Source organism: Hamadaea sp. NPDC050747 (genome assembly GCF_040654195.1).
Taxonomy (GTDB): Bacteria; Actinomycetota; Actinomycetes; order Mycobacteriales; family Micromonosporaceae; genus Hamadaea.
Window position 1 is genome coordinate 24,967 of the sequence record NZ_JBFAHM010000012.1, and the last position, 21,987, is coordinate 46,953.

The 21,987-nt window shown below is 66.9% G+C and carries 18 protein-coding genes and 1 pseudogene; 10 read left to right on the forward strand and 9 right to left on the reverse strand.

Annotation, left to right across the window (positions count from 1 at the left end):
• Positions 1-8 precede the first annotated feature (8 nt).
• From AB0H43_RS27440 to AB0H43_RS27450, 3 genes are read right to left on the reverse strand one after another with little or no spacing between them, the layout of a single operon-like run.
• Positions 9-470, reverse strand: a complete 462-nt coding sequence (locus AB0H43_RS27440) for a S26 family signal peptidase (protein ID WP_360003868.1) — start codon at positions 468-470, stop codon at positions 9-11.
• On the reverse strand, positions 467-2,317 hold the full coding sequence (locus AB0H43_RS27445) for an ABC transporter ATP-binding protein (protein ID WP_360003870.1): 1,851 nt from the start codon (positions 2,315-2,317) through the stop codon (positions 467-469). The genes AB0H43_RS27440 and AB0H43_RS27445 overlap by 4 nt, the downstream gene beginning before the upstream one ends.
• A gap of 17 nt (positions 2,318-2,334) precedes the next feature.
• Positions 2,335-2,889, reverse strand: coding sequence for a TlpA disulfide reductase family protein (locus AB0H43_RS27450; RefSeq protein WP_360003872.1), 555 nt, complete (start codon positions 2,887-2,889; stop codon positions 2,335-2,337).
• Positions 2,890-3,162: 273 nt separating this feature from the next.
• Here AB0H43_RS27450 and AB0H43_RS27455 point away from each other — a divergent pair, with 273 nt between their 5' ends.
• The 3 genes and pseudogenes from AB0H43_RS27455 to AB0H43_RS27465 all read left to right on the forward strand — a co-directional run.
• Positions 3,163-3,381 carry a hypothetical protein gene (locus tag AB0H43_RS27455; RefSeq protein ID WP_360003874.1) on the forward strand — a complete coding sequence of 73 codons (219 nt, stop codon included), beginning with the start codon at positions 3,163-3,165 and terminating at the stop codon, positions 3,379-3,381.
• 21 nt (positions 3,382-3,402) lie between these two features.
• Complete coding sequence (locus AB0H43_RS27460; RefSeq protein WP_360003876.1) at positions 3,403-3,627, forward strand: hypothetical protein; 225 nt, start codon at positions 3,403-3,405, stop codon at positions 3,625-3,627.
• Between the two features lie 329 nt (positions 3,628-3,956).
• Positions 3,957-4,079 (forward strand): annotated as a pseudogene (locus tag AB0H43_RS27465) (IS5/IS1182 family transposase); the annotation flags it as partial.
• A gap of 121 nt (positions 4,080-4,200) precedes the next feature.
• Here AB0H43_RS27465 and AB0H43_RS27470 read toward each other — a convergent pair.
• The 4 genes from AB0H43_RS27470 to AB0H43_RS27485 form a co-directional block, all read right to left on the reverse strand.
• Complete coding sequence (locus tag AB0H43_RS27470) at positions 4,201-4,647, reverse strand: VOC family protein (RefSeq protein ID WP_360003878.1); 447 nt, start codon at positions 4,645-4,647, stop codon at positions 4,201-4,203.
• Between the two features lie 34 nt (positions 4,648-4,681).
• Positions 4,682-5,440, reverse strand: coding sequence for a helix-turn-helix domain-containing protein (locus AB0H43_RS27475; protein WP_360003880.1), 759 nt, complete (start codon positions 5,438-5,440; stop codon positions 4,682-4,684).
• A 306-nt stretch (positions 5,441-5,746) separates the two neighbouring features.
• Positions 5,747-6,142, reverse strand: coding sequence for a hypothetical protein (locus AB0H43_RS27480; protein ID WP_360003882.1), 396 nt, complete (start codon positions 6,140-6,142; stop codon positions 5,747-5,749).
• Between the two features lie 31 nt (positions 6,143-6,173).
• On the reverse strand, positions 6,174-8,183 hold the full coding sequence (locus AB0H43_RS27485) for a hypothetical protein (RefSeq protein WP_360003883.1): 2,010 nt from the start codon (positions 8,181-8,183) through the stop codon (positions 6,174-6,176).
• Positions 8,184-9,496: 1,313 nt separating this feature from the next.
• On the opposite strand from AB0H43_RS27485, the gene AB0H43_RS27490 reads away from it, so the two are divergent.
• The 4 genes from AB0H43_RS27490 to AB0H43_RS27505 all read left to right on the forward strand — a co-directional run bounded on the left by AB0H43_RS27490 (position 9,497) and on the right by AB0H43_RS27505 (position 16,900).
• Entirely contained in the window at positions 9,497-11,746 is a 2,250-nt protein-coding gene (locus AB0H43_RS27490; RefSeq protein WP_360003885.1) for a carbohydrate-binding protein, read from the forward strand.
• A 182-nt stretch (positions 11,747-11,928) separates the two neighbouring features.
• Positions 11,929-13,353, forward strand: a complete 1,425-nt coding sequence (locus tag AB0H43_RS27495; RefSeq protein WP_360004362.1) for a GDSL-type esterase/lipase family protein — start codon at positions 11,929-11,931, stop codon at positions 13,351-13,353.
• An 80-nt stretch (positions 13,354-13,433) separates the two neighbouring features.
• Positions 13,434-15,236 carry a GDSL-type esterase/lipase family protein gene (locus AB0H43_RS27500; protein ID WP_360003887.1) on the forward strand — a complete coding sequence of 601 codons (1,803 nt, stop codon included), beginning with the start codon at positions 13,434-13,436 and terminating at the stop codon, positions 15,234-15,236.
• 89 nt (positions 15,237-15,325) lie between these two features.
• Positions 15,326-16,900 carry a carbohydrate-binding protein gene (locus tag AB0H43_RS27505; RefSeq protein ID WP_360003889.1) on the forward strand — a complete coding sequence of 525 codons (1,575 nt, stop codon included), beginning with the start codon at positions 15,326-15,328 and terminating at the stop codon, positions 16,898-16,900.
• A gap of 55 nt (positions 16,901-16,955) precedes the next feature.
• Here the strand turns inward: AB0H43_RS27505 and AB0H43_RS27510 are convergent, their stop codons facing one another.
• Positions 16,956-17,177, reverse strand: coding sequence for a hypothetical protein (locus AB0H43_RS27510; RefSeq protein WP_360003891.1), 222 nt, complete (start codon positions 17,175-17,177; stop codon positions 16,956-16,958).
• On the opposite strand from AB0H43_RS27510, the gene AB0H43_RS27515 reads away from it, so the two are divergent.
• The 3 genes from AB0H43_RS27515 to AB0H43_RS27525 all read left to right on the forward strand — a co-directional run bounded on the left by AB0H43_RS27515 (position 17,170) and on the right by AB0H43_RS27525 (position 21,058).
• Positions 17,170-19,395 carry a family 43 glycosylhydrolase gene (locus AB0H43_RS27515; protein ID WP_360003893.1) on the forward strand — a complete coding sequence of 742 codons (2,226 nt, stop codon included), beginning with the start codon at positions 17,170-17,172 and terminating at the stop codon, positions 19,393-19,395. The genes AB0H43_RS27510 and AB0H43_RS27515 overlap by 8 nt on opposite strands.
• 76 nt (positions 19,396-19,471) lie before the next feature.
• Positions 19,472-19,963 (forward strand): hypothetical protein, encoded by a 492-nt coding sequence (locus AB0H43_RS27520; RefSeq protein ID WP_360003895.1) that lies wholly within the window; start codon positions 19,472-19,474, stop codon positions 19,961-19,963.
• A gap of 132 nt (positions 19,964-20,095) precedes the next feature.
• Positions 20,096-21,058, forward strand: coding sequence for a PaaX family transcriptional regulator C-terminal domain-containing protein (locus AB0H43_RS27525; protein ID WP_360003897.1), 963 nt, complete (start codon positions 20,096-20,098; stop codon positions 21,056-21,058).
• A gap of 205 nt (positions 21,059-21,263) precedes the next feature.
• Here the strand turns inward: AB0H43_RS27525 and AB0H43_RS27530 are convergent, their stop codons facing one another.
• Positions 21,264-21,914, reverse strand: a complete 651-nt coding sequence (locus AB0H43_RS27530; protein ID WP_360003899.1) for a helix-turn-helix domain-containing protein — start codon at positions 21,912-21,914, stop codon at positions 21,264-21,266.
• Positions 21,915-21,987 lie beyond the last annotated feature (73 nt).

The window sequence follows — 21,987 nt, forward strand, 5'->3', positions numbered from 1 at the left end:
GGTGGTGGCTAGGAAACCGGCCTGAGTGCCCCGATCGGCCGCAGCACGACGCCGACCAGCTGATCCGGGCGCACGTACCCGAAGACGCGGGAGTCGTAGCTGTTGCTCGCGTTGTCGCCGAGCACCAGGAGCGCGCCAGGGCGTACGGGGGTGCCGGGGGCGACCATGAGCACCTCGGCGACCGACTCCGGCACCGGATCGCCGGCCGTCGCGACCGCCCGTTTGACCAGCAACTCGTGCGCGGGGGACAGGCCGTCGGGGACCTCGCCGAGCTGCGGATAGGTCAGCACCACGAGGTCACCCGTACGCACCCGGGCGAGGGGGGTCCGGCGTACCAGGAGACGGTCGCCGGGCAGGAGGGTGGGCAGCATGCTGTCGCCCACGACGGTGACGACGGACAGCCGCCGCCGCAGCCAGGCCAGGGCCACTCCGATCAGGACGACCGCCGCGATCGCCAGGTACGCCGTCACACGATCTCCGAGAGTTCCGGCCGCTGATAACCGGCCGCCTGCAGGGTGAACAGGGTGGCGTAGACACCGCCGGCGGCCATCAGCTCGTCGTGGCCGCCCTCCTCGACCACCTGGCCCTGGTCGAGCACGATGAGGGTGTCCGCGTCGCGCAGGGCGCCCAGCCGGTGGGAGATCAGCAGGCTGGTCCGGCCCCGGCGGTAGGCGCGCAGGGTGTGGTGGATCTCGGCTTCGGCCTCGGCGTCCAGCCCGGAACTCGGCTCGTCCAGGATGAGCAGGTCGCGTTCGTCCCGTAGCAGCGCGCGCGCCAGTGCGACCCGCTGCCACTGCCCGCCCGACAGCAGCACGCCGTTCTCCGGGTCGCCGTCGTCGGCCTCAGGCCCGAAGAACATCCGGGTCAGAAGGGTGTCGTAGCCCCGGGGCAGGGCGGCGAGCTTATGGTGAATGCCCGCCTTCTGGGCCGCCGCCACGATCTTCGCCCGGTCGGGCCGCGTGTCCAGGTCGCCGAGCGCGATGTTCTCGGCGGCGGTCAGGTCGTACTCCATGTAGTCCTGGAACACGACGCCGATGCGCCGCCGGAGCTCAGCCGGCTCGAGGTCGCGCAGGTCGACGCCGTCCCACCGGATCGAGCCGTGCTCGGGGTCGTACATCCGGCACAGGAGTTTCACCAGCGTGCTCTTGCCCGCGCCGTTGCGCCCGACGAGGCCGACCGTCTGTCCCTTATGGATGGTGAACGAGACGCCCTGCAGGATCCAGGGCTGCTCCGGGGCGTACCGGAACCACACGTCCCGGAACTGGATGTCCCACTGCAACGGCAGCGTCCACGCGGTGTGCTCGCGTACGGGCAGGTCGGGCTCGCTGTCGATCACGGTCAGATAGTGGTCGAACATGGTGAGTTCCTGGTGCGTGTGCATCATGTGGCTGATCAACGACGCGACTCCGCCCTGGACGGCGGCGATCGCTCCGATGAGGAGGGTCACGTCGCCCGCCGTGAGCTCGCCCCGACCGGCCGCGAGCAGCGCCCAGACGACGCTGGCCCCGGCGACCAGCGCGCTGATCAGGCTGAGCGTTGACTGGGTCAGCAACTCGCGCCGATCCATCCGGCGGCTCTCCCGGTCGGCCGTACGCCGCTCGCCGAGCATGCGTTCGCGGAAGTGGCCGCTCGCGCCGAACAGACGCAGCTCCTTGGCCGCCTGGACGCTGGTCAGGAGTTGCTGGAAGAAGAACTCCCGCCGCTGCAGCGGGCTGACCCGCCACATCATGGCCGTTCGCTGCCGTGACAGCTGCCACTCCGCGAACACCGCCGGGATCGCCCCGGCCACCACCCCGGCCGCCAGCAGAGGACTGAGCAGAAGCAGCGACCCGACGAACCCGATCACCGTGACCGTGCTCCCCGCGACGCCGAACGCACCGGAGACGACCTGGCCCGGCGTCGAACCGCCGGCCTGCTGGGCCAGGTTCAGCCGGTCCAGGAACGCCGGGTCCTCAAACGGCCGGAGCCCGACGAACCGCTCCGCCGCCAGGAACAGCCGATTCTGCGCCAGGAGACCGACCCGGCGCCCCAGCTCGGTAGTGAGGTAACCCGAGGCGTGCGGCGCCGCCCCGCCGATCAGGCCCGCCAGCGCCAGTCCGGCTCCGGCGACGGCCAGGACGGGACCGGCGTCGGCCGGCTCGACGATGGCGTCGAGCGCGCGCTTGGTCAGCCAGGCCACCGCGACCGGCACGGCGGCCGTCAGCAGCGTCAGCGCTCCGTAGCCGAGCAGGTGGAACCGGCCGGCGTGCCAGGCGAGTCCCAGCGCCCGGATCACGCCGGCCCGGCTGACCCTGGCCTCTCCGTTGTGGACGGTCATCGGCTCGGCGGCGCTGCTCAGGCCGCGGCGGGCATGGGCAGCTGCTTGGGGGAGATCCCACCGGCCACGACGGTGCCTTCCCCATCCAGCAGGGCGAACGTCGGAAAACCCTGGACCTTCAGCGCGCTGCCGAGGGGGCCGTCGATCGGGGGCTCGACCACGACCCGCGCCACCGGTGCGAGCTTCTGCAGGTACCCAGCCACCTCGTCAGGCTGCCCGGCGATGACCGCCAGCACCTGACCGCGTCCGCCGGGAAAGGCCTTGGCCGTCTCCACGAACTCCGGCAGTCGTTCCTCGCACGCGCTGCAGCTGGGAGACAGGACGCCGACGAGGGTCTGCCCCGACAGACTGTCCCGGGAAACCGCCTCGCCGTCGCTCGTGACCGTCTCGAACTCCCCGATCCGCTCGCCTTCGGCGATCATCAGCGACTCGTTCGATCCGTCCATCTTGGGCAGGTTCGCCAGCTGCGAGGTATGCAGCTTGAGCCGCCGGATCACGCCCACGGTGAGCAGCAGGTTCAGTCCGGCGACGACACCGACGAGCACCACCAGCGAAATTACGAACGCAATCATCTCAAACCTCTCTCTCCAGGCCCGCCAGGCGTACGCGGGCCCGACGGGAAACGGTCGCAGAGGAGAGTTGAGCCATTCTTGCAGCGGAATTGAATCCGCTGGTCAACGCCGGACTTCACGGTGCCGTCGTTGCGCCGGTCGGCTGGGGATGACCCGCGGAAACCACCCGTGGCCTGCGAATTCAAGTGCAGTGCAATTTCCGTTCAAGCCGTCGCTGTCAGTCTGCTGGCGCACTGCAAGCTCAGCTCGATCGAAGGAAGGAGGTGCCGACGAGTGCTGAAGACGCTCGGACGGATCACCGACGGGGTGCTCACGCGAGTCGTGCCCAAGGCCACGGCATCGGCCGGCAACTGCAAGTACGGCAGCTACTGCGTCGCCGGCTGCGGTTACTCGGGATACAACCTGCGGAAGTTCCAGGTCTGCTGCCCGTTCTTAAGCAACGGCCAGATCACGTACAAGTGCGAGATCTACAAGCAGACGTGCTCCTGCTGAAGCTGAAGAAAGGGAAAGTTCGTGTCGAACTTGATCACGCGGGTCGGTGACTGGCTGCTCGCCGGCGTCGTCCCACAGCACGAGGCGCACGCGATCACCTGCTCGACCGCGACCTTCTGGCGGTTCTGCTACTGCTCGCGCGGGCTGAAGTACGGCCACAAGTGCACCTACAAGCCGTACAACGGCCAGTGCGTCGTCGCCTGCCCCAGCACAGGCTGGTGCGCGACGGTCATGGGCGCCTGCTGACGCCAGGTCCGACGCTCGGACGGTGAAGGGACATCGGCGACCGGCCCCCCACTCGGCCGCCGGTGTCCCTTTCCAGCAGTTGCGATCATGGCCTCGCAGTTCGGCTCCGGCTGCAATCGCGACCGGTACGCCGTCCACCTCCCAGAGGTGCATACCGTCGGCCGTCGAGGCGCGCACGGATGCGACAGCATCTTCGACCGGCCGCCACGACACCGCTCGGCGGGCGAAAGACGATCTCATGGGCGCGACACATGGGGCTCGAATCCCCTCGGACACGTTAACCCCGTGAACGGCACGGCACTCATCACCTGGTGGGGGCGCTTTGCGTCGGCGAGAAGGCATATTCGTCACGGGCCAACCGGAGGCTGCTGCGTTCGCGAGACATCAGTCATCCCGGAGCCCAAGACCAGATCGCCAGCCGGAAGCGGCGCGGTCGTGTCGGCGGCAGACCACCAAACATCGACCGCGTCGCATTCCGCAACGCAACCAGGTAACACGCTCGTTCAATCCGCGGGCGGACGTGAGCATGATCGGCCCAGCACTCGCAGCGGCGTGGTCCCCTGGGGGCCCGGGTCAGTCGCGACCGGCGGCCGGATCATCACCGGTCGCGCTCGGGTCGTACGACAGCAGCTCCCAGGAGTGACCATCCGGATCGTCGATGGCCCGGTTGTACAGCCAGCCCAGGTCCTGCGCAGGCCGGGGCTCGACCGCGCCGGCGGCCAGGGCCGCCTCGGCGAGCTGGTCCACCTCCTCGCGCGACCTGGCGGCCAGAGCATTGATCACCTCGACCGGCCCCTCGGCGACCTGCCGTTTCGTGAAGTTCGCGAAGTGTTCGTGGGTCATCAGCTGCACGGCGATCGCCTGGGTCAGGACCACTTGAGCCGACGTGTCGTCGGTGAACTGCGGATTGATCGTTCCGCCCAGCGCCGTGTAGACCTTCTTGCTCACCTCCAGGTCCGCGACCGGCAGGTTCACATAAATCTGCGTGTACGCCATATCAGCGCCTTCCTTCAACGTCATCGCGTGCCGGTGTTGTCCGGCCGCATCTACAACGCTAGGGGCGTATCTCGGCGTCGGTCTTGTACAGAAGCGACAGCACCTCGCCGGGCTCGGGGCGCTGCAGCCGAGTCGCCGTGCAGCCCAGGAAGCGGATCAACGAGCGAGCCAGGTGCGGCTGGTCGTGGTACCCGACCTGCTGAACGACGTCGGTCGCGGTCCCGCCCTGGGCCAGGAGGATCGCCGCCTGCCTGGCCCGTTCGATCTGCCGGACCGTGCCCTGGGTCAACCCGGTCGCGGCCACCACCCGGCGCTGGACGGACCGCGGAGTGACCAGGGTCGTCGTGTCGCCCCGGAGCACGTCGGTGACCAGCGGGTCGCGTACCAGCATCCCGGCCCGGACCAAGCGGTCCACGAAGACGTCGGCGTTGTCGTAGGTCGGCAGCTGCCAGTCGTCGCCCTGCAGGACGAACGAGCGCTCCGTCACGTGCGGGCTCAGCACCGCGGTGTCGACGAGGTCCGCCACCGGCAGCGGCTTCAGGTAGGCGCCGTGCCGGAAGATGATCCCGAAGGTCTCGCCGTCGCCCGGAGGAACGTCCACCACGGCGGGCGTCGTCTCCGGACCTCGGACCGCCACGCTCGTGACGCCCCGGTCCCGCCAGATCACCAGCTCCCAGTTGGAGTTCGCCACCGACCGCATCCGGGCCGGCGCCGTCCCCACCGTCCCGCCGGCCCGATAAAGCCGTTCGACATACGGCGAGTCAGACGAGCGTTGCTCGACGCCGAGATCCTGATCCAGGTTCCGCTCGGTCGTCATGATCGCAAACGTAGCATGACCAGGGGCGGGATCTCGTGCCGAAGCCAGCCCGGCCCGGTCCGAGCCGCGACGGCACGACGTTCGGACCGTCCTGTTCGATCGCGACCAGGACGGTTTTGGCGTTGGCGGCGCTCGCCGAGGATCTAGTCATGGAGGCGTAGCCTCGATCGCTCCAGGCGGGCCAGCCGCGTGGAGGCACTGACCGAGCTTCGCCCGCAGTCCTCGACCTCATTGCTGGCTGAGCCGCGGGGCGGCGTACTTCTCGGCGATGTGCTGGCCCGTTGACAGACGTTGATCGTCGGCAGGCTACAGGTTGTTGATTCGGGCAATCAGTTCTTCCTCGGTCAGGTTTTCCAGGACCGCGTCCTGCTTGCGGCCCAGAATGGTCAGCAGCTTCTCCTTCTCCAGTTTCTTGGCTGCCGCTGCCTTCGCCGCCTGGTCCTCTGCGAGGCGGAAGGCGATGACGTGCTTGACGACCTCCAGCTTGGTCTCCAAGGTTGCCTTGGCGGGATTGGTCTCGGTGGCCACGAACGACTCGGTGTCGATGGCTTTGAGCTCGGCGTTGACGGCCTTGGCCACGTCATCGAGGCTGAACCCGGACTTGGCGGTCAGCGGAAGCTCCCACAGCTGTTCCGTGGTCAGCATGCCCTTGGCCGACGGGTAGCGGAACTTCTCCCGCGTGGCCTTTTCAAAAATGGTCACGGCGTTCTCTCTGGGACGTTGGGGCAGGGGATCAGAACTGGATGTTGATCAGGTGGCGCCGGCCGCCGACCGTGGTCACCTTGGCGATCGCAGAGCTGCGAACCGTGGAGCTGAAGCCGAGGCCGGACAGCTGATCCGGGGTTGGCTCACATTTGGTGCGGTCGCCGAGCACCTCGAACACCTTGCGGTGCGGCTGCAGGTCGCCGCGGAGGAACTCGTTGTAGATTCCTCGCGTGGGCTGGTCGTTCACGCACCCTTTCAGGATGAAGAAGTAGTGGCGGTTGCCGACCTCGTTGTCGTCGAAGTAGTTCGGCGAGTACATGATGGTGGACACCGGCACGAACTGTTCGGTGGTGATGCCCCACAGTTCCTTGCCGGCGCTGCCCGGCCGGATGTCCTTACCCGGCTGGAAAGCGGTGATCACCCCGTTGGTGACCGTCATCCGGCCCACTTCGACGGTTTCCTTCTGGCCGACCGCCCGCTCGTGGCTGTAATGCTCGATCTTGCCGTTGCTTTCGGTCTCGATCACGAAGCCGACCTGGGTACTCTCCCGCTTGCTGAACTGGTTCACCTCGATCCGGTACTCGCCGTCGGGGAGGTGGTCGGTCCAGGTGACGTTCTCCACCGGCTCGCGCGAGAACGGCCCGCCCGCGTTCATGTCGACGTCCAGTTTGTTGCGCTTGTCCTGGTACCAGATGTGGTCGCCGTTGGGTTCGAACACGTGCAGGTCGAGGTCGTCGTGGTTGAACCAGGACAGGCTAACGCGCAACTTGCCGGTGACGTTGCCGCCGGCCCGCTTGACCTTCTCCTTGATCGAGTCGGCGAGGTTGCCGCGGTAGGACCAGCCGAAATCGTTGTCCCAGGTGAACAGGCGCGGGGCGGACGGGTGCCGGCCGGTGGTGAGACTGACGAAGTGCGGTTCGTGGCTGTTGGCAACCCACAGGTCGATGGCCGCGGCACCGGGCAGAATGTCTTTCATGAAGGCGACCACGGGAATCTCCTCCGGCTTCGCGTCACGAAGGCGCGCACCTGACGACCTGGTGGTGGCCGCCTGCATGAGCAGCCCTTCAATGCCGTCCTTCATCCGCGACTGTGTGTCATTGTCGACCCACAACACATTGGTGACCGACACGTCGGACAGCCGTGCGAACCGTCGCTGCAGCGAATCCTCGATGCCCAATTCGTCGATGGTCTTCATCGCGGCCTTGACCATGGCCGGGGTGATCAACGCCGTGGAGCGCCGATAATTCTGCGGTGCCACCTTCGTCTCGAACGACCGGACCGCCTGCTCCAGGTCCACGCCCGCAGAGAGATCCTGGACGAGGGTACCGATCACCGTGTTGCGGAACCGGGCCGCCGGGTTCATGGCGTTGGCGAAAGTGAAGGCCCGACCGTCGGTCGCCTGCGTCCACTGGTTCTGCAGCGACCGGAACTCGGTCACCGCCCGACGATGCTCCGTGCCGCGGTAGAGCGCGTTGTCGTCGATGAGGTCGACGACGGTGTCCAGGGCGTGCTGGGTCAGCTCGGCCAGGCCACGCTGAAACACCTGCACCGCGGTGTCGAAGGCGCCCCGTGCAGCGCCGACGTCGTCGGTGCGATGCCGCTTCTCCACCCGGCCGTGCAGGTGGTGCCACACCTCGACCTGGCCGTCGCGCAGGGATCGGGTCGTCTTCGCCCCGTACTGCGCCTCGGTGGACCGGAAGACGCCGGACAACGGCAGCGAGCCAACGAATTCGTCCATTGCGGCGGCGACGATGGAGAAGACGGGGTCGGATGCAGACACCCCGGACCAGACGGTGCGGACCTGTCCGTTGTCGATTTCAACGACGGTTCCAAGGTTCTTGACGAAGCCCCGGCAGGTCGAGCAGTCGTACTCGGACCGCTCACGGAACCGGAGATTGGTGCCGGCGGGAAAGGACTCGAGGAAGGTGAGCCAGAGTGAGTCCCGGTCAAGACTGTCGCCGACGACGTACAACTCGCCCTTGGACATCGCGGACAGACGCGTAGTTACATCCACCACGAACTGCTCGAAATCGCCCACCGTGTCATCTCCCTTGATCACCGGAGATCCTATGGGGCGCACGCAATCGGAGAAACGCAATTCCGGTCGTCCGCATCGGCATGCCAACTGTGCTCCAATGCTCCTCCCTGGGGCCGGTCCTCGTCCTCCCACGGCCACGCGGAAGTGAGCGGGACTGTTTGCTCAGGTCGCGTTTCGGTCGGTCGTCGCCCCAGTCGTTCGGCAGCTCGGCGAGCCCGACCAGACCATAGTCCGGCGGGTCGACATGGGACCTCACCCTGAAAACTAGCGCCTTCGCGTAGAGCAAACGACCCATCAGGCACCGAACCAGGAAAGAAGATCGGGCGCCTGACGGTTCGTCGGATCCAGATGCGGAGGTGCTGATCTGGTGAGCGCGGGAGGGGAGTCGAAGACCGACGCTAGCGGCGACAACGGGCTGCGCAACGATGATGGTCATCGCTGTGACGGCGGCGGCATCTGCCACTGGCGTTGACGGTCCGAAACGGCGGTCTCCGAGCGGCCTCGGCCCGGCGAGCCACCTGAAGTGGACACTTAGCGGTACGTTCGAACAAAAAACTGTCAAGCGTCAGCGGGTAGCGCTCGGCGTTTTCGTATATGGCCCTCGATGTCAAATGCCGTGGTCGCACTGTAGTTGCCCTGGTCCGGGCGGGCCAGAGGGAGTCGTGGCACGCCCGCCGTGTCTGCGTGGGTGGTCTTCGTCGTGACCATCTGGCGTCGGATCAAAGGGCCCGAGAATGTGCCACGATCGAAAGAAGGTATTGACGTCGATATTGAAACGTTTTAACTTCGCTGTGTTGAGGCAGCACGCGGTCGAAACTTCGAGTTGTCGTCTCAGCCCGTCCCGATGAGCCGGAGACTCGCCAGCGCCCACTGGCCCGGCCCGCTCCCACCGTTGCGCAGGAGTCCACGGATGAACCGAATCGTCACCGTAGCGTCGACCGCCGGTCCGCACCTTCCTATCGCCCAGCCTGCGCGCCACGCAGCGCCCGGGCCTGCCCGTCGCTCGCCCGAGGTCTGCTCTCAGCCACCTCGCCTCGAGTGACGACAACGGCCGGTTCTCGAACAGGGCCACCGGCCGGAAGCAGCACAGCCGCATCGCCGTGACGACGGATCGCGCCGTCACAGGTGGACGATCACGCATGTCCAGCACCAGGCCATTTGGCGGCGATGCCTCCCGCAATGCGGCTGCTCGCGCGCAATTCCAGCACGAAATCTTGATCCGACCTGCGACGTTCACCGTGAGCGCTCACGCAATGCCAGGTCAATCCGACCATCAGATGGACCTTCCGTCCCGCCCACGCACGGAGATCATCATGTTGATTGGCAACAAACGCCTCGTCCTACTGTCGGCTTGTACGGCGGCAGCAATCGCCGCCGTGATGAGCACGGTCACCATGGCGTCCGCTGCGGCAACCCGCTACGAGGCGGAAACCTCACCGGCCACCTGCGACGGCACCATCGACACAAACTGGTCCGGCTACTCCGGCAGCGGATTCTGCAACGCCAACAACGCCGTCGGTGCCGCGGCCCAGTTCACCATCAGCGCGGCTGCTGCCGGCACGGCCACCATCAGCATCAGGTACGCCAATGGCACGACCTCGGGCCGGCCGGCTGACATCGTCGTCAACGGCGCGGTCGTCCAGACGGCGTCGTCGTTCGATGCCACCGGCGCCTGGGACATCTGGGCAACCAAGACCGTTTCGGTGGCGGTGACGGCGGGCAGCAACACGATCCGTCTGAGCCCGACCACGGCGTCCGGACTTGCCAACATCGACTATCTGGAGGCCGACACCGGCGGTGGCACTGGAACGTCGGGCAAACAGATGGAGGACCTGGACCGCGGTCTGATCAGTGTCCACTCCGGCAGCGGGAATCTCGTGAGCTGGCGGTTGCTGGGCACGGAGTCGCCGGCTACCGGGTTCAACGTGTATCGCGGTGGCACCAAGCTGAACGCGTCGCCGATTACCAACTCCACCAACTACCTCGACGCCGGAGCAGCTGCTGACGCCTCCTATACGGTCCGAGCTGTGCTCAACGGTTCCGAGCAGGCGGCGTCACCAGCCTCGCTCGCGTTCGCCAACGGCTATCGCGACGTACGCCTGCAGATCCCGGCCGGGGGCACCACGCCGGACGGGGTGGCGTACACGTATTCGGCCAACGACGTGAGCGTCGGGGACCTGGACGGCGACGGCGTACTCGAGTTCGTGGTCAAGTGGGACCCGTCCAACGCCCACGACAACTCGCAGTCCGGCTACACCGGCAACGTCTATGTGGACGCCTACAAGCTCGACGGCACCCGGTTGTGGCGGGTCAACCTCGGCCGCAATATCCGGGCCGGGGCGCACTACACCCAGTTCCAGGTGTACGACCTCGACGGCGACGGCAAGGCCGAGGTCACCATGAAGACCGCCGACGGCACGGTGTCCGGGACCGGTCAGGTCATCGGCAACTCGTCGGCCGACTACCGCAACAGCTCCGGCTACGTCCTGTCCGGCCCGGAATACCTCACCGTGTTCAACGGGACCAACGGGTCGATCCTCGCCACGGCGAACTACATCGTGCCCCGAGGGACGGTGTCGAGCTGGGGTGACTCCTACGGCAACCGGGTCGACCGGTTCCTGGCCGGGATCGCGTACCTCGACGGCCAGCGCCCGAGTTTGATCATGGCGCGCGGTTACTACACCCGGACGGTGATCGCCGCCTGGGACTGGCGTAACGGCGCGCTGACCAATCGGTGGACCTTTGACAGCAACACCGCTGGGTCGACCTGGACCGGCCGGGGCAACCACCAGCTGTCCATCGCCGACGTCGACGCCGACGGCCGCGACGAGGTCATGTACGGGTCGATGGCCGTCGACGACAACGGCACAGGACTGTGGGTCAACAGCACGCACCACGGCGACGCGTACCACGTGGGGGACCTGATCCCGTCGCGGCCGGGCCTGGAGATGTTCAAGCCGAGCGAATGGACCAGTGAGGTAGCCGCCTGGATGGCCGACGCCCGCACCGGCCAGATCATCTGGTCCAACCCGACCTGCGGCTGTGACAACGGCCGTGGCGTCGCCGACGACGTGTACGCCGGATCGCCGGGAGCCGAAGCCTGGTCAGCGGCGGTCGATGGCCTGCGCAACGGGGCGACCGGGGCGAACATCGGGCGCAAACCCAGTTCGATCAACTTCTTGGCCTGGTGGGACGGCGACCCGGTGCGCGAGCTCCTCGACGGCACCCACATCGACAAGTACGGCACCTCAGGCGACACCCGGCTGCTGACCGGCAGTGGTGTCGCGTCCAACAACGGCACCAAGTCGACCCCGGCGATTTCCGGGGACCTGTTCGGCGACTGGCGTGAAGAAGTCGTGTGGCGTACCAGTGACAGCTCGGCGCTGCGCATCTACTCCACCCCCAGCCAGACCACAACGAAGATCTATACACTGCTCCACGATCCGCAGTACCGGGTGGCGTTGGCCTGGCAGAACACCGCCTACAACCAGCCGCCGCATCCGAGCTTCTTCATCGGTGCAGGCATGTCGACCCCGCCTCAGCCGAACATCTATCTTCGCTGACCCCACTGGTACCGGGCGCGCCGGCGTGGGCGAGCCGGCGCGCCCAACCCGGTTCGGTCCTTCAGACAAAGCCTGGAAGTCCTTCTCCTAACTTTAGGAGTTCCATCGTGTTTTCCTTCAGACAGCGCGTCGCGCTCGCAACGGCTGGCGCCGCGGTGGCCATGGCCGCCGTCACCGCCGTCATGACCGTGAACGCCTCCGCCGCGACGACCCGTTATGAGGCGGAGAGTTCGCCGGCGGTGTGTACGGGCACCATCGATTCCAACTGGGCCGGCTACTCAGGGTCTGGTTTCTGTAATGGTGACAACGCGGTTGGTGCAGCGGTGCAGTTCACGGTGAACGCGTCGGTGGCCGGGTCGACGACCGTAGGTGTCCGGTACGCCAACGGCACGACCGTCGGCCGTCCCGCCGACGTGCTGGTGAACGGCGTCGCGCGGCTCTCGGGCTCGGCATTCGATCCGACCGGAAGCTGGAGCACCTGGGCCACCAAGACTTTCACCATCCCGGTGAACGCCGGCACCAACACCATCCGACTCAGCCCCACGACGAGCAACGGGTTGGCGAACGTGGACTATCTGGAACTCAGCCTCGGCGCCTCTCCGTCGGCGAGCGTCTCGCCGTCGACCAGCGCCTCCCCGCCCGGCCGTCCGCCGCAGTGCACCGGGACGTCTCCGATCACCTGTCACTTCGGCGTCAACCCGGGCAACTACACCGTCACGGCGTGGATCGGTGACCAGTCGTCGGCTGGGAACACCTCGATGTCGGTAGAGGCGCGGCGGCGGATCCTGTCGGCCGTCACCACCGCTGCCGGGACCATCACGCAGCACGTCTTCACGATCAACGTCCGGCAGCCGGAGGGCCAGCCGACCGGCCAGGGCGGCACCGGAACGCCGGGGTTGGACGTCACGTTCGCCGGGTCGGCGCCGAAGCTGTCCGGGCTGACCGTCCAACCGGCGAGCAGTCCGCTGGTGGTCTACCTCGCCGGTGACTCCACAGTCTGCGACCAGCCGACCGCTCCGTACACCGGGTGGGGTCAAATCCTGCCGACGCACGTTTCGGCCGGGGCCGTCGTCGCCAACTACGCCGACTCGGGGGAGAGCTCCGGCAGCTTCCTGAGCAACTCGGCGCTGTTCCCGACGATGAAACCGCTGATCAAGGCGAACGATCTGGTGTTCATCCAGTTCGGGCACAACGACAAGACCACCACCGCGTCGACCTTCCGCAGCAACCTGACATCGATGATCAACCAGGTACGCGAGAAGGGCGGCGTCCCGGTTCTGGTGACGCCACCCGTGCGGCGGTTGTTCAGCGGCAGCCAGCTCACCGACACCGCGCTGCACGTCAACAGCGTCGGGGTCAACCTCCCGGCCGAAATGCGCAGCCTCGGGTCCTCGCTCAACGTGCCGGTGATCGACCTGACCGCCAAGAGCAAAGTGCTGGTGGAGTCGCTTGGCCCGACCGCCTCCGCCGCGCTCTATCTGCAGCAGTCGGTCGACGGCGTCACCGACAACACGCACTTCTCCGAGTACGGCGCCGGCCGGATGGCCGACCTCCTCGTGCAAGGCATCCGTGAACGCAACCTCTCCCTGGTCGGCTACCTGCGCTGACCCATCAGGTGGCCCGGCCCCAGCCGGCCGGGCCGCCCTCACCCCGAGCACTCCGATCCGGGACCACCACGGAGGCAACCATGAGGATCCAAGCTTCACTCATCGTCGGCACCCTGCTCGCGGCAGCGGTCATGGTGCTGCCAGGCAATGCCGCAGTGGCAGCATCGATCCGCTATGAAGCGGAGTCGTCACCTGCCGTGTGCACCGGCACCATCGACTCGAACTGGTCCGGCTACTCCGGTTCCGGGTTCTGCAACGGAACCAACGCCGCCGGCGCGTACGCCCAGTTCACGGTGAGCGCTTCAACGGCTGGAGCGGCGATGCTCAGCCTGCGGTATGCCAACGGCGGTGCGACGGATCGGCCCGCCGATCTGATCGTCAACGGCTCGACCATCCAGAACGTGTCGTTCCCGGCGACGGGCGCGTGGACGACCTGGGTCACCACGACGCTGTCCGTACCGGTGCCTGCGGGCACCAACACCATCCGACTCAGTCCGACCACCGCCGAAGGGCTCGCCAATCTCGACTACCTGGACGTCGAGATGACCAGCAGCCCGCCGCCGGTCATCCGCTACGAAGCCGAGACATCGCCAGCCGCGTGCACGGGCACCATCGACTCCAACTGGTCCGGCTTCTCCGGCTCCGGGTTCTGCAACGGCAACAACGCCGTCGGTGCGACGGCGCAGTTCACCGTGACCGCATCCGCGGCCGGGACGGCGACGATCGGCGTACGCTTCGCCAACGGCAGCACCGCCGGCCGTCCGGCGGACCTGCTGGTCAACGGCGTACGCGCGACGACGGTCGCCTTCGCCGGCACTGGTGCGTGGACGACCTGGGCGACCTCCACCACCACAGTGTCTGTCAACCCCGGGTCGAACTCGATCCAGATCAGCCCGACGACCAGCGCTGGGCTGCCCAACGTCGACTACATCGAGGCCGACACGGCGACTTCCGTGGGCGGCAACGGGTCGCCTACGGACGCGAACATCCAGTACTACGGGCGGTGGAACCGGTCGGACCCGGCGTACTTCTCGATGGGGTGGGCCGGCGGCTATCTGGACGCCCGGTTCACCGGCAGCAGCATCGGCGTACGCCAGCGCAACACGATCGACCTGTACTACTCCATCGATCAGGCGCCCCTGCAATGGCGGCGCGGGGTGTCGGGCAACGTCTCGCTGGCTACCGGGCTGTCCGGCAGCTCGCACACCATCCGGATCGGGTACCGCGAGAAAGCCGGTTCCTACACCGGCGATCCAGTGTTCGGCGGGCTCATCCTCGCCAGCGGAGCACAGACGACGGCGATCGGGCGGCCGGGGAACTTCGTGGAGTTCATCGGCGACTCCATCACCGTCGGCCAGCCCAACGCCGACCGTCCGTTCACGGCGTACCCGTGGCTGACGGCCGAGGGGCTCGGCGCGGGGCACAGCCAGGTCGCCCAGGGCGGCGCGTGCCTGGTCAGCCAGGACTGCTACGGCATGATGGACTGGTTCCGCCGCTCGTCGGCCGGGGTGTCCTACGACGACTGGAACTTCGCCACCTACCAGGCGACGGCAGTCGTCATCAACCTCGGCACGAACGACGTCGGCCACAGCGTCACGAGTACGCAGTTCCAGCAGGGCTACGTCGTGATGCTGGAACGGGTGAGGCAGGCGTACCCGAACGCCGAGATCTTCGCGATGGGCGTGTTCCGAGCCCGCTACGTCACCGAGACCCGCAACGCCGTCGCTGCACGCACCGCGGCAGGGGACGGCAAAGTGCACTTCGTCGATACCACGGGCTGGATCGACCCGACGACCGACACGAGCGACAACGTCCACCCGACCGAGGCCGGACACGTGAAGATCGCGCAACGCCTGCGCCCGATCCTCGACCAGTACATCTGACGCGGCAGGAGTGAGACATGAAAACTCGGCTGATCCTCGCCTGCGCTACGGCATTAGCGAGCACCGTCGCGGCGGTTACAGCGTTCTCGGTGACCACGGCTTCGGCGGCACCCACGCGTTATGAGGCGGAGTCGTCGCCCGCGGTGTGTACGGGCACCATCGATTCGAACTGGGCGGGTTTTTCTGGTTCGGGTTTCTGTAATGGCACCAACGCTGTGGGCGCGTCCGTTCAGTTCTCGGTGAACGCGTCCGTAGCTGGGATGGCGAGTGTGGGCGTCCGATATGCCAATGGCGGTACGACCAGTCGTCCGGCGGATGTGATGGTCAACGGGGTGGTCGTGCAGCCGGGGGTCGGGTTCGATCCGACCGGTGCGTGGGATGCGTGGGCCGTCAAGACGTTCACCGTCGCGGTGAACGCCGGCGGTAATACGATCCGGTTGAGCCCGACGACCGCCGACGGTCTGGCCAATGTGGACTATGCGGATGTGGATGTTGCGGCGGTCGCCCGGTATGAGGCAGAGGTCGCTCCGGCGACGTGTGACGGCACGATCGATTCCAACTATCCCGGATATTCCGGTTCGGGGTTCTGCAACGGCGCGAATGCGGTCGGGTCGGCTGTGCAGTTCACGGTGAACGCGTCGGTGGCCGGGTCGGCGAGCGTCAGTGTCCGCTACGCCAACGGCACGACGGTCAACCGTCCCGCCGACGTGCTGGTGAACGGCGTCACGCGGCTTTCGGGCTCGGCATTCGATCCGACCGGCAGCTGGAGTACGTGGGCGACCAAGACCGTCGCCGTGCCGGTCGACGCCGGTTCGAACACCATCCGACTCAGCCCCACGACGAGCAACGGGTTGGCGAACGTGGACTACCTCGACGTGACAACCGGCGCCACGCCGAGTCCGTCGCCGTGCGCGCCTCCCTCGGCGAGCCCGACCGCAGGGCAGCCGAAGGTCACGGTCTGGCTGGCCGGGGATTCGACGATGGCGGACCCGTCGGGCGGAGTATGCCCGGTCGGCTGGGGCAATCAGTTCGCCCAGTACTTCACCGCCAACGCGACCGTACGCAACAGCGCAGTGGGCGGCCGCAGCATTCAGACCTGGTTGTACGACCCCAACGTCACCAGCACCATGGACTCGTCCGGCGAATGCGTCATCAGCCCGGTAACGTACTCCAGCCGCTGGCAGGCCATGCTCGACGCCACCAATGGCATGAAGGCGGGCGACTACCTGCTGATCCAGTTCGGGATCAACGACTCGTCGAGCACCTGCCCGCGGCACGTCGGCTCGGCTCGCTACCAGCAACTACTCGGCGTCATGGCGGCCGCCGCCAAGGCCCGGGGAGCCCATCCGATCTTCCTCACACCGGTCGCGGCGATCACCTGCTCGGGCAGCACCGCCGTCGGCAACCGCGGCTTCGTGACGGAGACGAACAACGCCGCCAGTGCCAACGGCGCACCGGTCATCGACCTGCATCGGCTCAGCTACACCCTCTACAACACGCTCGGGTTCTGCCCGAACAACGGTGACTACACCTCCGGCCCGTTGGGCGCGTTCTTCTGCAACGACCACACCCATTTCGAGGCAGCAGGAGCCCGGCAGATCGCCGGAGTCGTCGCCAGAGCACTCCGCGACCAGCAGATCCCCCTGGCGGCGTACCTCAAGTAAAGCGGCAACCGGGCAGCGACAGTGATCGGCCGCGCCGGGCGCGCGGCGCGGCCGATCACGCCCAGACATCCCCAGCCGCCTGCGAAATCTCTGCCTGGACCCCACCCGCATCGCGCCAATCGACACCAGAAAGGCACATCATGGACGCAAGATCAAATTCGACGTCGAGACGATGGGCAACGCTGATCGCGGCGACGTTGTTCGTCTCGATGGCCACGCCGGCCTCGGCGAGCATCGCCGCCGCGGAAAACCCGACCCGGCTCCAAGCCGTGTCCACCGACAGCCTGGCCCAGCTGTACAGCCGGGCAGCCGGATACCGGGCATCGGACTTCACCGCCAACTCCTGGGCCGAGTTCGCCGCTCGCAGAGACGCGGCCGGCAGGCTGCTCGATCAGGAAGGCGACCAAGGCGACACACGGACCGCGGCGCAGGCCGGCCTACAGGCCGCCACCGACGGCCTGGTGATGGTACGCGGACTGAAGACCCTCGTCGCCGACTATGCGGCACGCCGCCCGGGGGACTACTCCGACAAGTCCTGGGCACCGTTCGCCAAGGCGTTGACGACTGCGACCGCTGTGGCCGCGGACCCATCAGCGACCAACTCTGACGTAGCAGCGGTGAAGACCGCTCTGGTGACCGCCGCCGCGGAGCTGGAACCGCTCGCCACTGGGACGTTCGAGACGATCACGAACGACACGTTCTGGAATGACACCAGCGGAAACCCGATCTATTCGCAGGGTGGGGGAGTCTTCAAGTTCGGTGACACGTACTACTGGTATGGCGTGCACTACACCGGTGCCGAGTACTACCGGGCCAACCCGACGAAGGCGTACAGCGGCGACGTGTCGTTCGTCTCCATCCCGGTCTACACCTCCAAGGACCTGGTCCATTGGACCTTCGCCAACAACGTGGCCACCCGGTCGACCGCCTTGGCGAACGGAGCCACTCTCGGCCAGGCCGGTTGGGTGGGGCGTCTCGGCGTCTCCTACAACGAAACGACCGGCAAGTATGTGCTCGTCGTGCAGGTGTACCTGCCGTCACTCGGCGGGGACGGCAACGGCGTGCTCTTCTTGCGGGGCGATTCGCCCACCGACAATTTCGACTACGGGTACTACCAGAACCAGATCGTCAACTCACCCACCACCGGCACCGGCGACCAGACCGTCTTCACCGACGACGACGGCCATGACTACGTCATCTTCTCCAACCGATCCGGTCGTGCTCGCTCATTCGTCTCGAAGCTGCGCGACTCCGACTCGCTTCGCGCCGAACCAGCCGTGCAGATCGGCTACAACGCCTCCGGCCGCGAAGGCAACGCCATGTTCAAACTCGACGGCAAGTACTACCAGGCGACCTCCGACCTGCACGGCTGGAACAGCTCCGTCGCCCACGTCATCGAGTCGACCTCCAGCAACATCCAGGGCACCTACAGCAGCGAGTACACGATGGCCGGCACCGAGATGGACTACAGCCATGTGACCCAGACCGGATTCTTCGTGACCGTCAAGGGAACCGTGCAGACCACGGTGATCTTCGCCGGTGACCGCTGGTCCGACTTCGCGTGGAACGGTATCGGATACAACCAGTGGATGCCGGTGACCAAGCCGGGATCGCGTCCGCAGATGAGTTCGGTGAGCCAGTGGGAGTTCAACGCCGTCACCGGCGAATGGCGAGTCGGGCCGCAGAACAACTATGTCCTCAACCCGGATTTCCAGGCCGACCGGGTCACCGTCTCGACTCTGACCGGATGGGCCAACACCGGCGGGACCGTGACCAACGTCAGCCCCGGCGCGAACGGCAGCCGGTTCGCGCTGCAGCTCGGCTCCGGATCGGCCGGCGTGCGGCAGCAGATCACCATCCCGGCCGGCACCTACACGCTGTCGGCGTACGCCAAGACCGCCGGCACCATCAGCGGCGCTGAAGTGTCGGTCACGGACGCCGCCGGCGCTACGCGTACGCTCAGCATCCCGTCGTCCAGCGGCTGGACTCGTCGCGAGCTCGCCGGCATCTCGCTGGCCGCCGGTACTGCGACCGTCACCATCCGGACCGGCGGCGGAACCCTCACCATCGACGGCCTCGGCCTCGTCAAGACCTCCGGCGGGACGCCGTCGACCTGCTATGAGGCCGAGACGGCACCGGCGGTATGCCAAGGCACGATCGACTCCAACTATTCCGGATACTCCGGCACCGGCTTCTGCAACGGCAGCAACGCCGTCGGTGCGTACGCCCAGTTCACCGCCAATGCCTCGGCAGCAGGCACGGCTACGATGGCGATCCGCTTCGCCAACGGCACGACCAGTGCCCGGCCGGTGAACCTCGTCGTCAACGGATCGACGGTGACGACCCTTTCGTTCGAGCCGACCGGGGCGTGGTCGACCTGGGCCACGAAGACCGTGAGCGTTCCGCTCATCAGCGGCGCCAACACGATCCGGCTCGATCCGACCACCGCGACCGGCACGCCGAACGTCGACTATCTCGACGTCACCACCAGCTGACCGCCATTGCGGCTCGGCGGCTGTCTGCCCGGTCACGTTGCTGCGTGGCCGGGCTTTCCGGAGAGGATGTGATTCCATGCGACGGATTGCTGCGATCGCAGCTCTTGGTGCCGCCTTGATGGGGGTGGCATCGTGTGGTTCCGAGCAGCCGCCATCGGCTCCGACCGCTGTGGCAGACCGAGACGGCGGGGTGAAACAGGTGCCGCCGGAGAAGAAGGCAACCTGCGAGGCTTTCACAGCTGTCGAGGCCCAAACCACTGCAGCCGTCCGCCCGGTCATCGATCGGCTGATGCAGCAGCTGTCCGATCCGGCCGGCACCCCGACTGCGGTCGACGATCTGACGACGGTGCTCACGGCGTATGCGAAGGAGCTCCTCCCGATTGCCGACGCGGCCACCGATCCGAAGCTCCAAGCGACGCTGCGGGAAGAGTTGGAGCTGGTGCGCAAGGCACGGGCAGATCTCGACGCGACGAAGGCTGACAGGGTGAAGCTGCGCGAGCTCACGGACAAGATCATGGAGAAGCGGATGGACGCCGCCGACACGGTGCAAAATCTCTGCCACCTGTGACGGCGGGCCGGGTCACGGGGGACGAATCGGCACGAGTGGACCGGCCAGAGCGCGGCTGTGTGCGGTGCTGCAGGCGGCTACAGTCGGTACCGGTCCACCAGTCCCACTCGTGCCGGAGTGCCCGTGCCCCAGGTGTTCGACGTCGACGACATCCTGCCCGACAGGGCGGCCGAAGCCGTCCGGCTCCCACGCAGCCAGCAAGGCTCCCCCCAGGGGCTGACAATCACCTTGATCGCCGACTACACGCTGAGCCGGCGCGCCTGGCTCCCCTCGGCGGCAATCGTCGACCTGCTCGGCCAATTCGGCGTGACCAGCAACGCCGCCAGAATGACCATCAGCAGACTGACTCGCAGGGGCGTCCTCGAAGGCCGGCGGGACGGAAGGCGTAGCGCCTATCGTCTGACCGCGCCGGTAGCCGCCGACCTCGTGACCGGAGGCGTCGAGGCCGGCCTGTTCGGTGCTGGCCCGGACTCGTGGGACGGCTTATGGACGGTCGTTGCATTCTCGATGCCCCAGGAAGAAGGCAACCAACGGCGCGCGATCCGGGACTACCTGCGGTGGCACGGATTCGCACCGCTCTATGACGGAGTGTGGTTCTCACCCCAGCCGATGAGCCCGGAGCGACAGCGCAAGCTGGCCGCCGCCGCCTCCAGTGCCATCACCTTCATGCGAAGCAGTTGTCTGGATCTGCCGACATCGGCGAACCGCAGGCCGATCGAAGCCTGGGATCTCCCCGCGATCGCCGAGCGCTACCGGGACTTCATCCAGCAGTGGAACCGCCTGGCATCCCCTGCCGCGGCTCGCCGCATCTCCGGTGTCGCCGCCGTCCAAGCGCGGACCGAGGTGATGGACGCCTACCGCAGGTTCCGGGGACTTGACCCGCTGCTGCCCATCGAGCTGCTACCGCACAACTGGCCTCGTGCGCGGGCGCGCCAGGTGTTCGCATCCGTGTATGACGGACTGGCGGAGTCCGCCACCAATCACATCCGTGACGTCGTACGCCGGACTGGCGACGGCAACGAGGATGACATTCGTGCCCACACCGTGGCCGAGATGGCCGCCGGAGTCGGTCAGGCAGCCCCAGCGGTGCCATAACCACCGACAGCGTCGAGACCACGCAGCGGTGCAGGTAGTCGGCTCGTGGCACGGCACCCTGATCCTGACCGGCGCACCGCGGCCAGAATCGATGTCCACCGGCTACTGCGGGCTGCTCGACCGCTCCGACACTACCTCGAGATGATCATCAAGCTGGAGATCTACCGACATGCATGATCATCCAGCGAACGCGCTCTTAGCAGAACTAGTTCAGAATCATCTTGCGGTAGAAGTTGCGGGCCCAGGCCTCGAAGCCCGCCGGGCTGAGGCCCCGGCCGAGAGTGAGGCTGCGGTAGATGCCGGGATCCATCGCGATCCAGAACACTTCCTCCGCGTATGCCTGGTCGACCGTGAGTGGCACATCCGGTTTCGCCAGCAGGGTGGTGGCGGCCCAGCGGGCCCCTGCACGACGGTTGTCGTTCATTCGCGCCCAGAGTTGGGCTACGTCCTGATGGGTCGGCGCGGCCTGCTCGACGACCCAGAAGATCGCCGCAGCGCGTTCGCCGATGGAACGGATATGCCGGGCGTGCAGGTCGAGCATGGCCGATGCGTCGGGCGCGTCGGTCATGGCGGCGACCGATTCGCGACCGAGCATCGAGATGGGGCGTAGGTCGCCAGCGATGGCGTAGTCGACAACGTGGTGGAGCAGCTCGGCCTTGGTGCGATACAGGGCCTCGACGGTCTTGACCGATACCCCGGCCTCGTCGCCGATGCCGCGCATGGTGGCTCCGGACCAGCCATGCCTCTCGAAGGCCGCCTTGCCGGCGGCCACGACCGCCTGTCGGGTACGTGTGGCGGCCGCCGCGCGCTGCGGGGCGTGGTACGGGCGCTTAGGGGTGTTGACGGGCTCGCTCATATTCGTTAGGGTCAGTCCCTACTGGAGTTCGGTAGGGTTTAACCCTATCAGATAGTCCGTGATGAAGGAGAGG

Coding starts and splice junctions, on each gene's coding strand:
- AB0H43_RS27445 (WP_360003870.1), bottom strand. CDS start 2,317: ATGACCGTCCACAACGGAGAGGCCAGGGTCAGCCGGGCCGGCGTGATC.
- AB0H43_RS27450 (WP_360003872.1), bottom strand. CDS start 2,889: ATGATTGCGTTCGTAATTTCGCTGGTGGTGCTCGTCGGTGTCGTCGCC.
- AB0H43_RS27470 (WP_360003878.1), bottom strand. CDS start 4,647: ATGACGTTGAAGGAAGGCGCTGATATGGCGTACACGCAGATTTATGTG.
- AB0H43_RS27475 (WP_360003880.1), bottom strand. CDS start 5,440: ATGACGACCGAGCGGAACCTGGATCAGGATCTCGGCGTCGAGCAACGC.
- AB0H43_RS27490 (WP_360003885.1), top strand. CDS start 9,497: ATGTTGATTGGCAACAAACGCCTCGTCCTACTGTCGGCTTGTACGGCG.
- AB0H43_RS27495 (WP_360004362.1), top strand. CDS start 11,929: ATGACCGTGAACGCCTCCGCCGCGACGACCCGTTATGAGGCGGAGAGT.
- AB0H43_RS27500 (WP_360003887.1), top strand. CDS start 13,434: ATGAGGATCCAAGCTTCACTCATCGTCGGCACCCTGCTCGCGGCAGCG.
- AB0H43_RS27520 (WP_360003895.1), top strand. CDS start 19,472: ATGCGACGGATTGCTGCGATCGCAGCTCTTGGTGCCGCCTTGATGGGG.
- AB0H43_RS27530 (WP_360003899.1), bottom strand. CDS start 21,914: ATGAGCGAGCCCGTCAACACCCCTAAGCGCCCGTACCACGCCCCGCAG.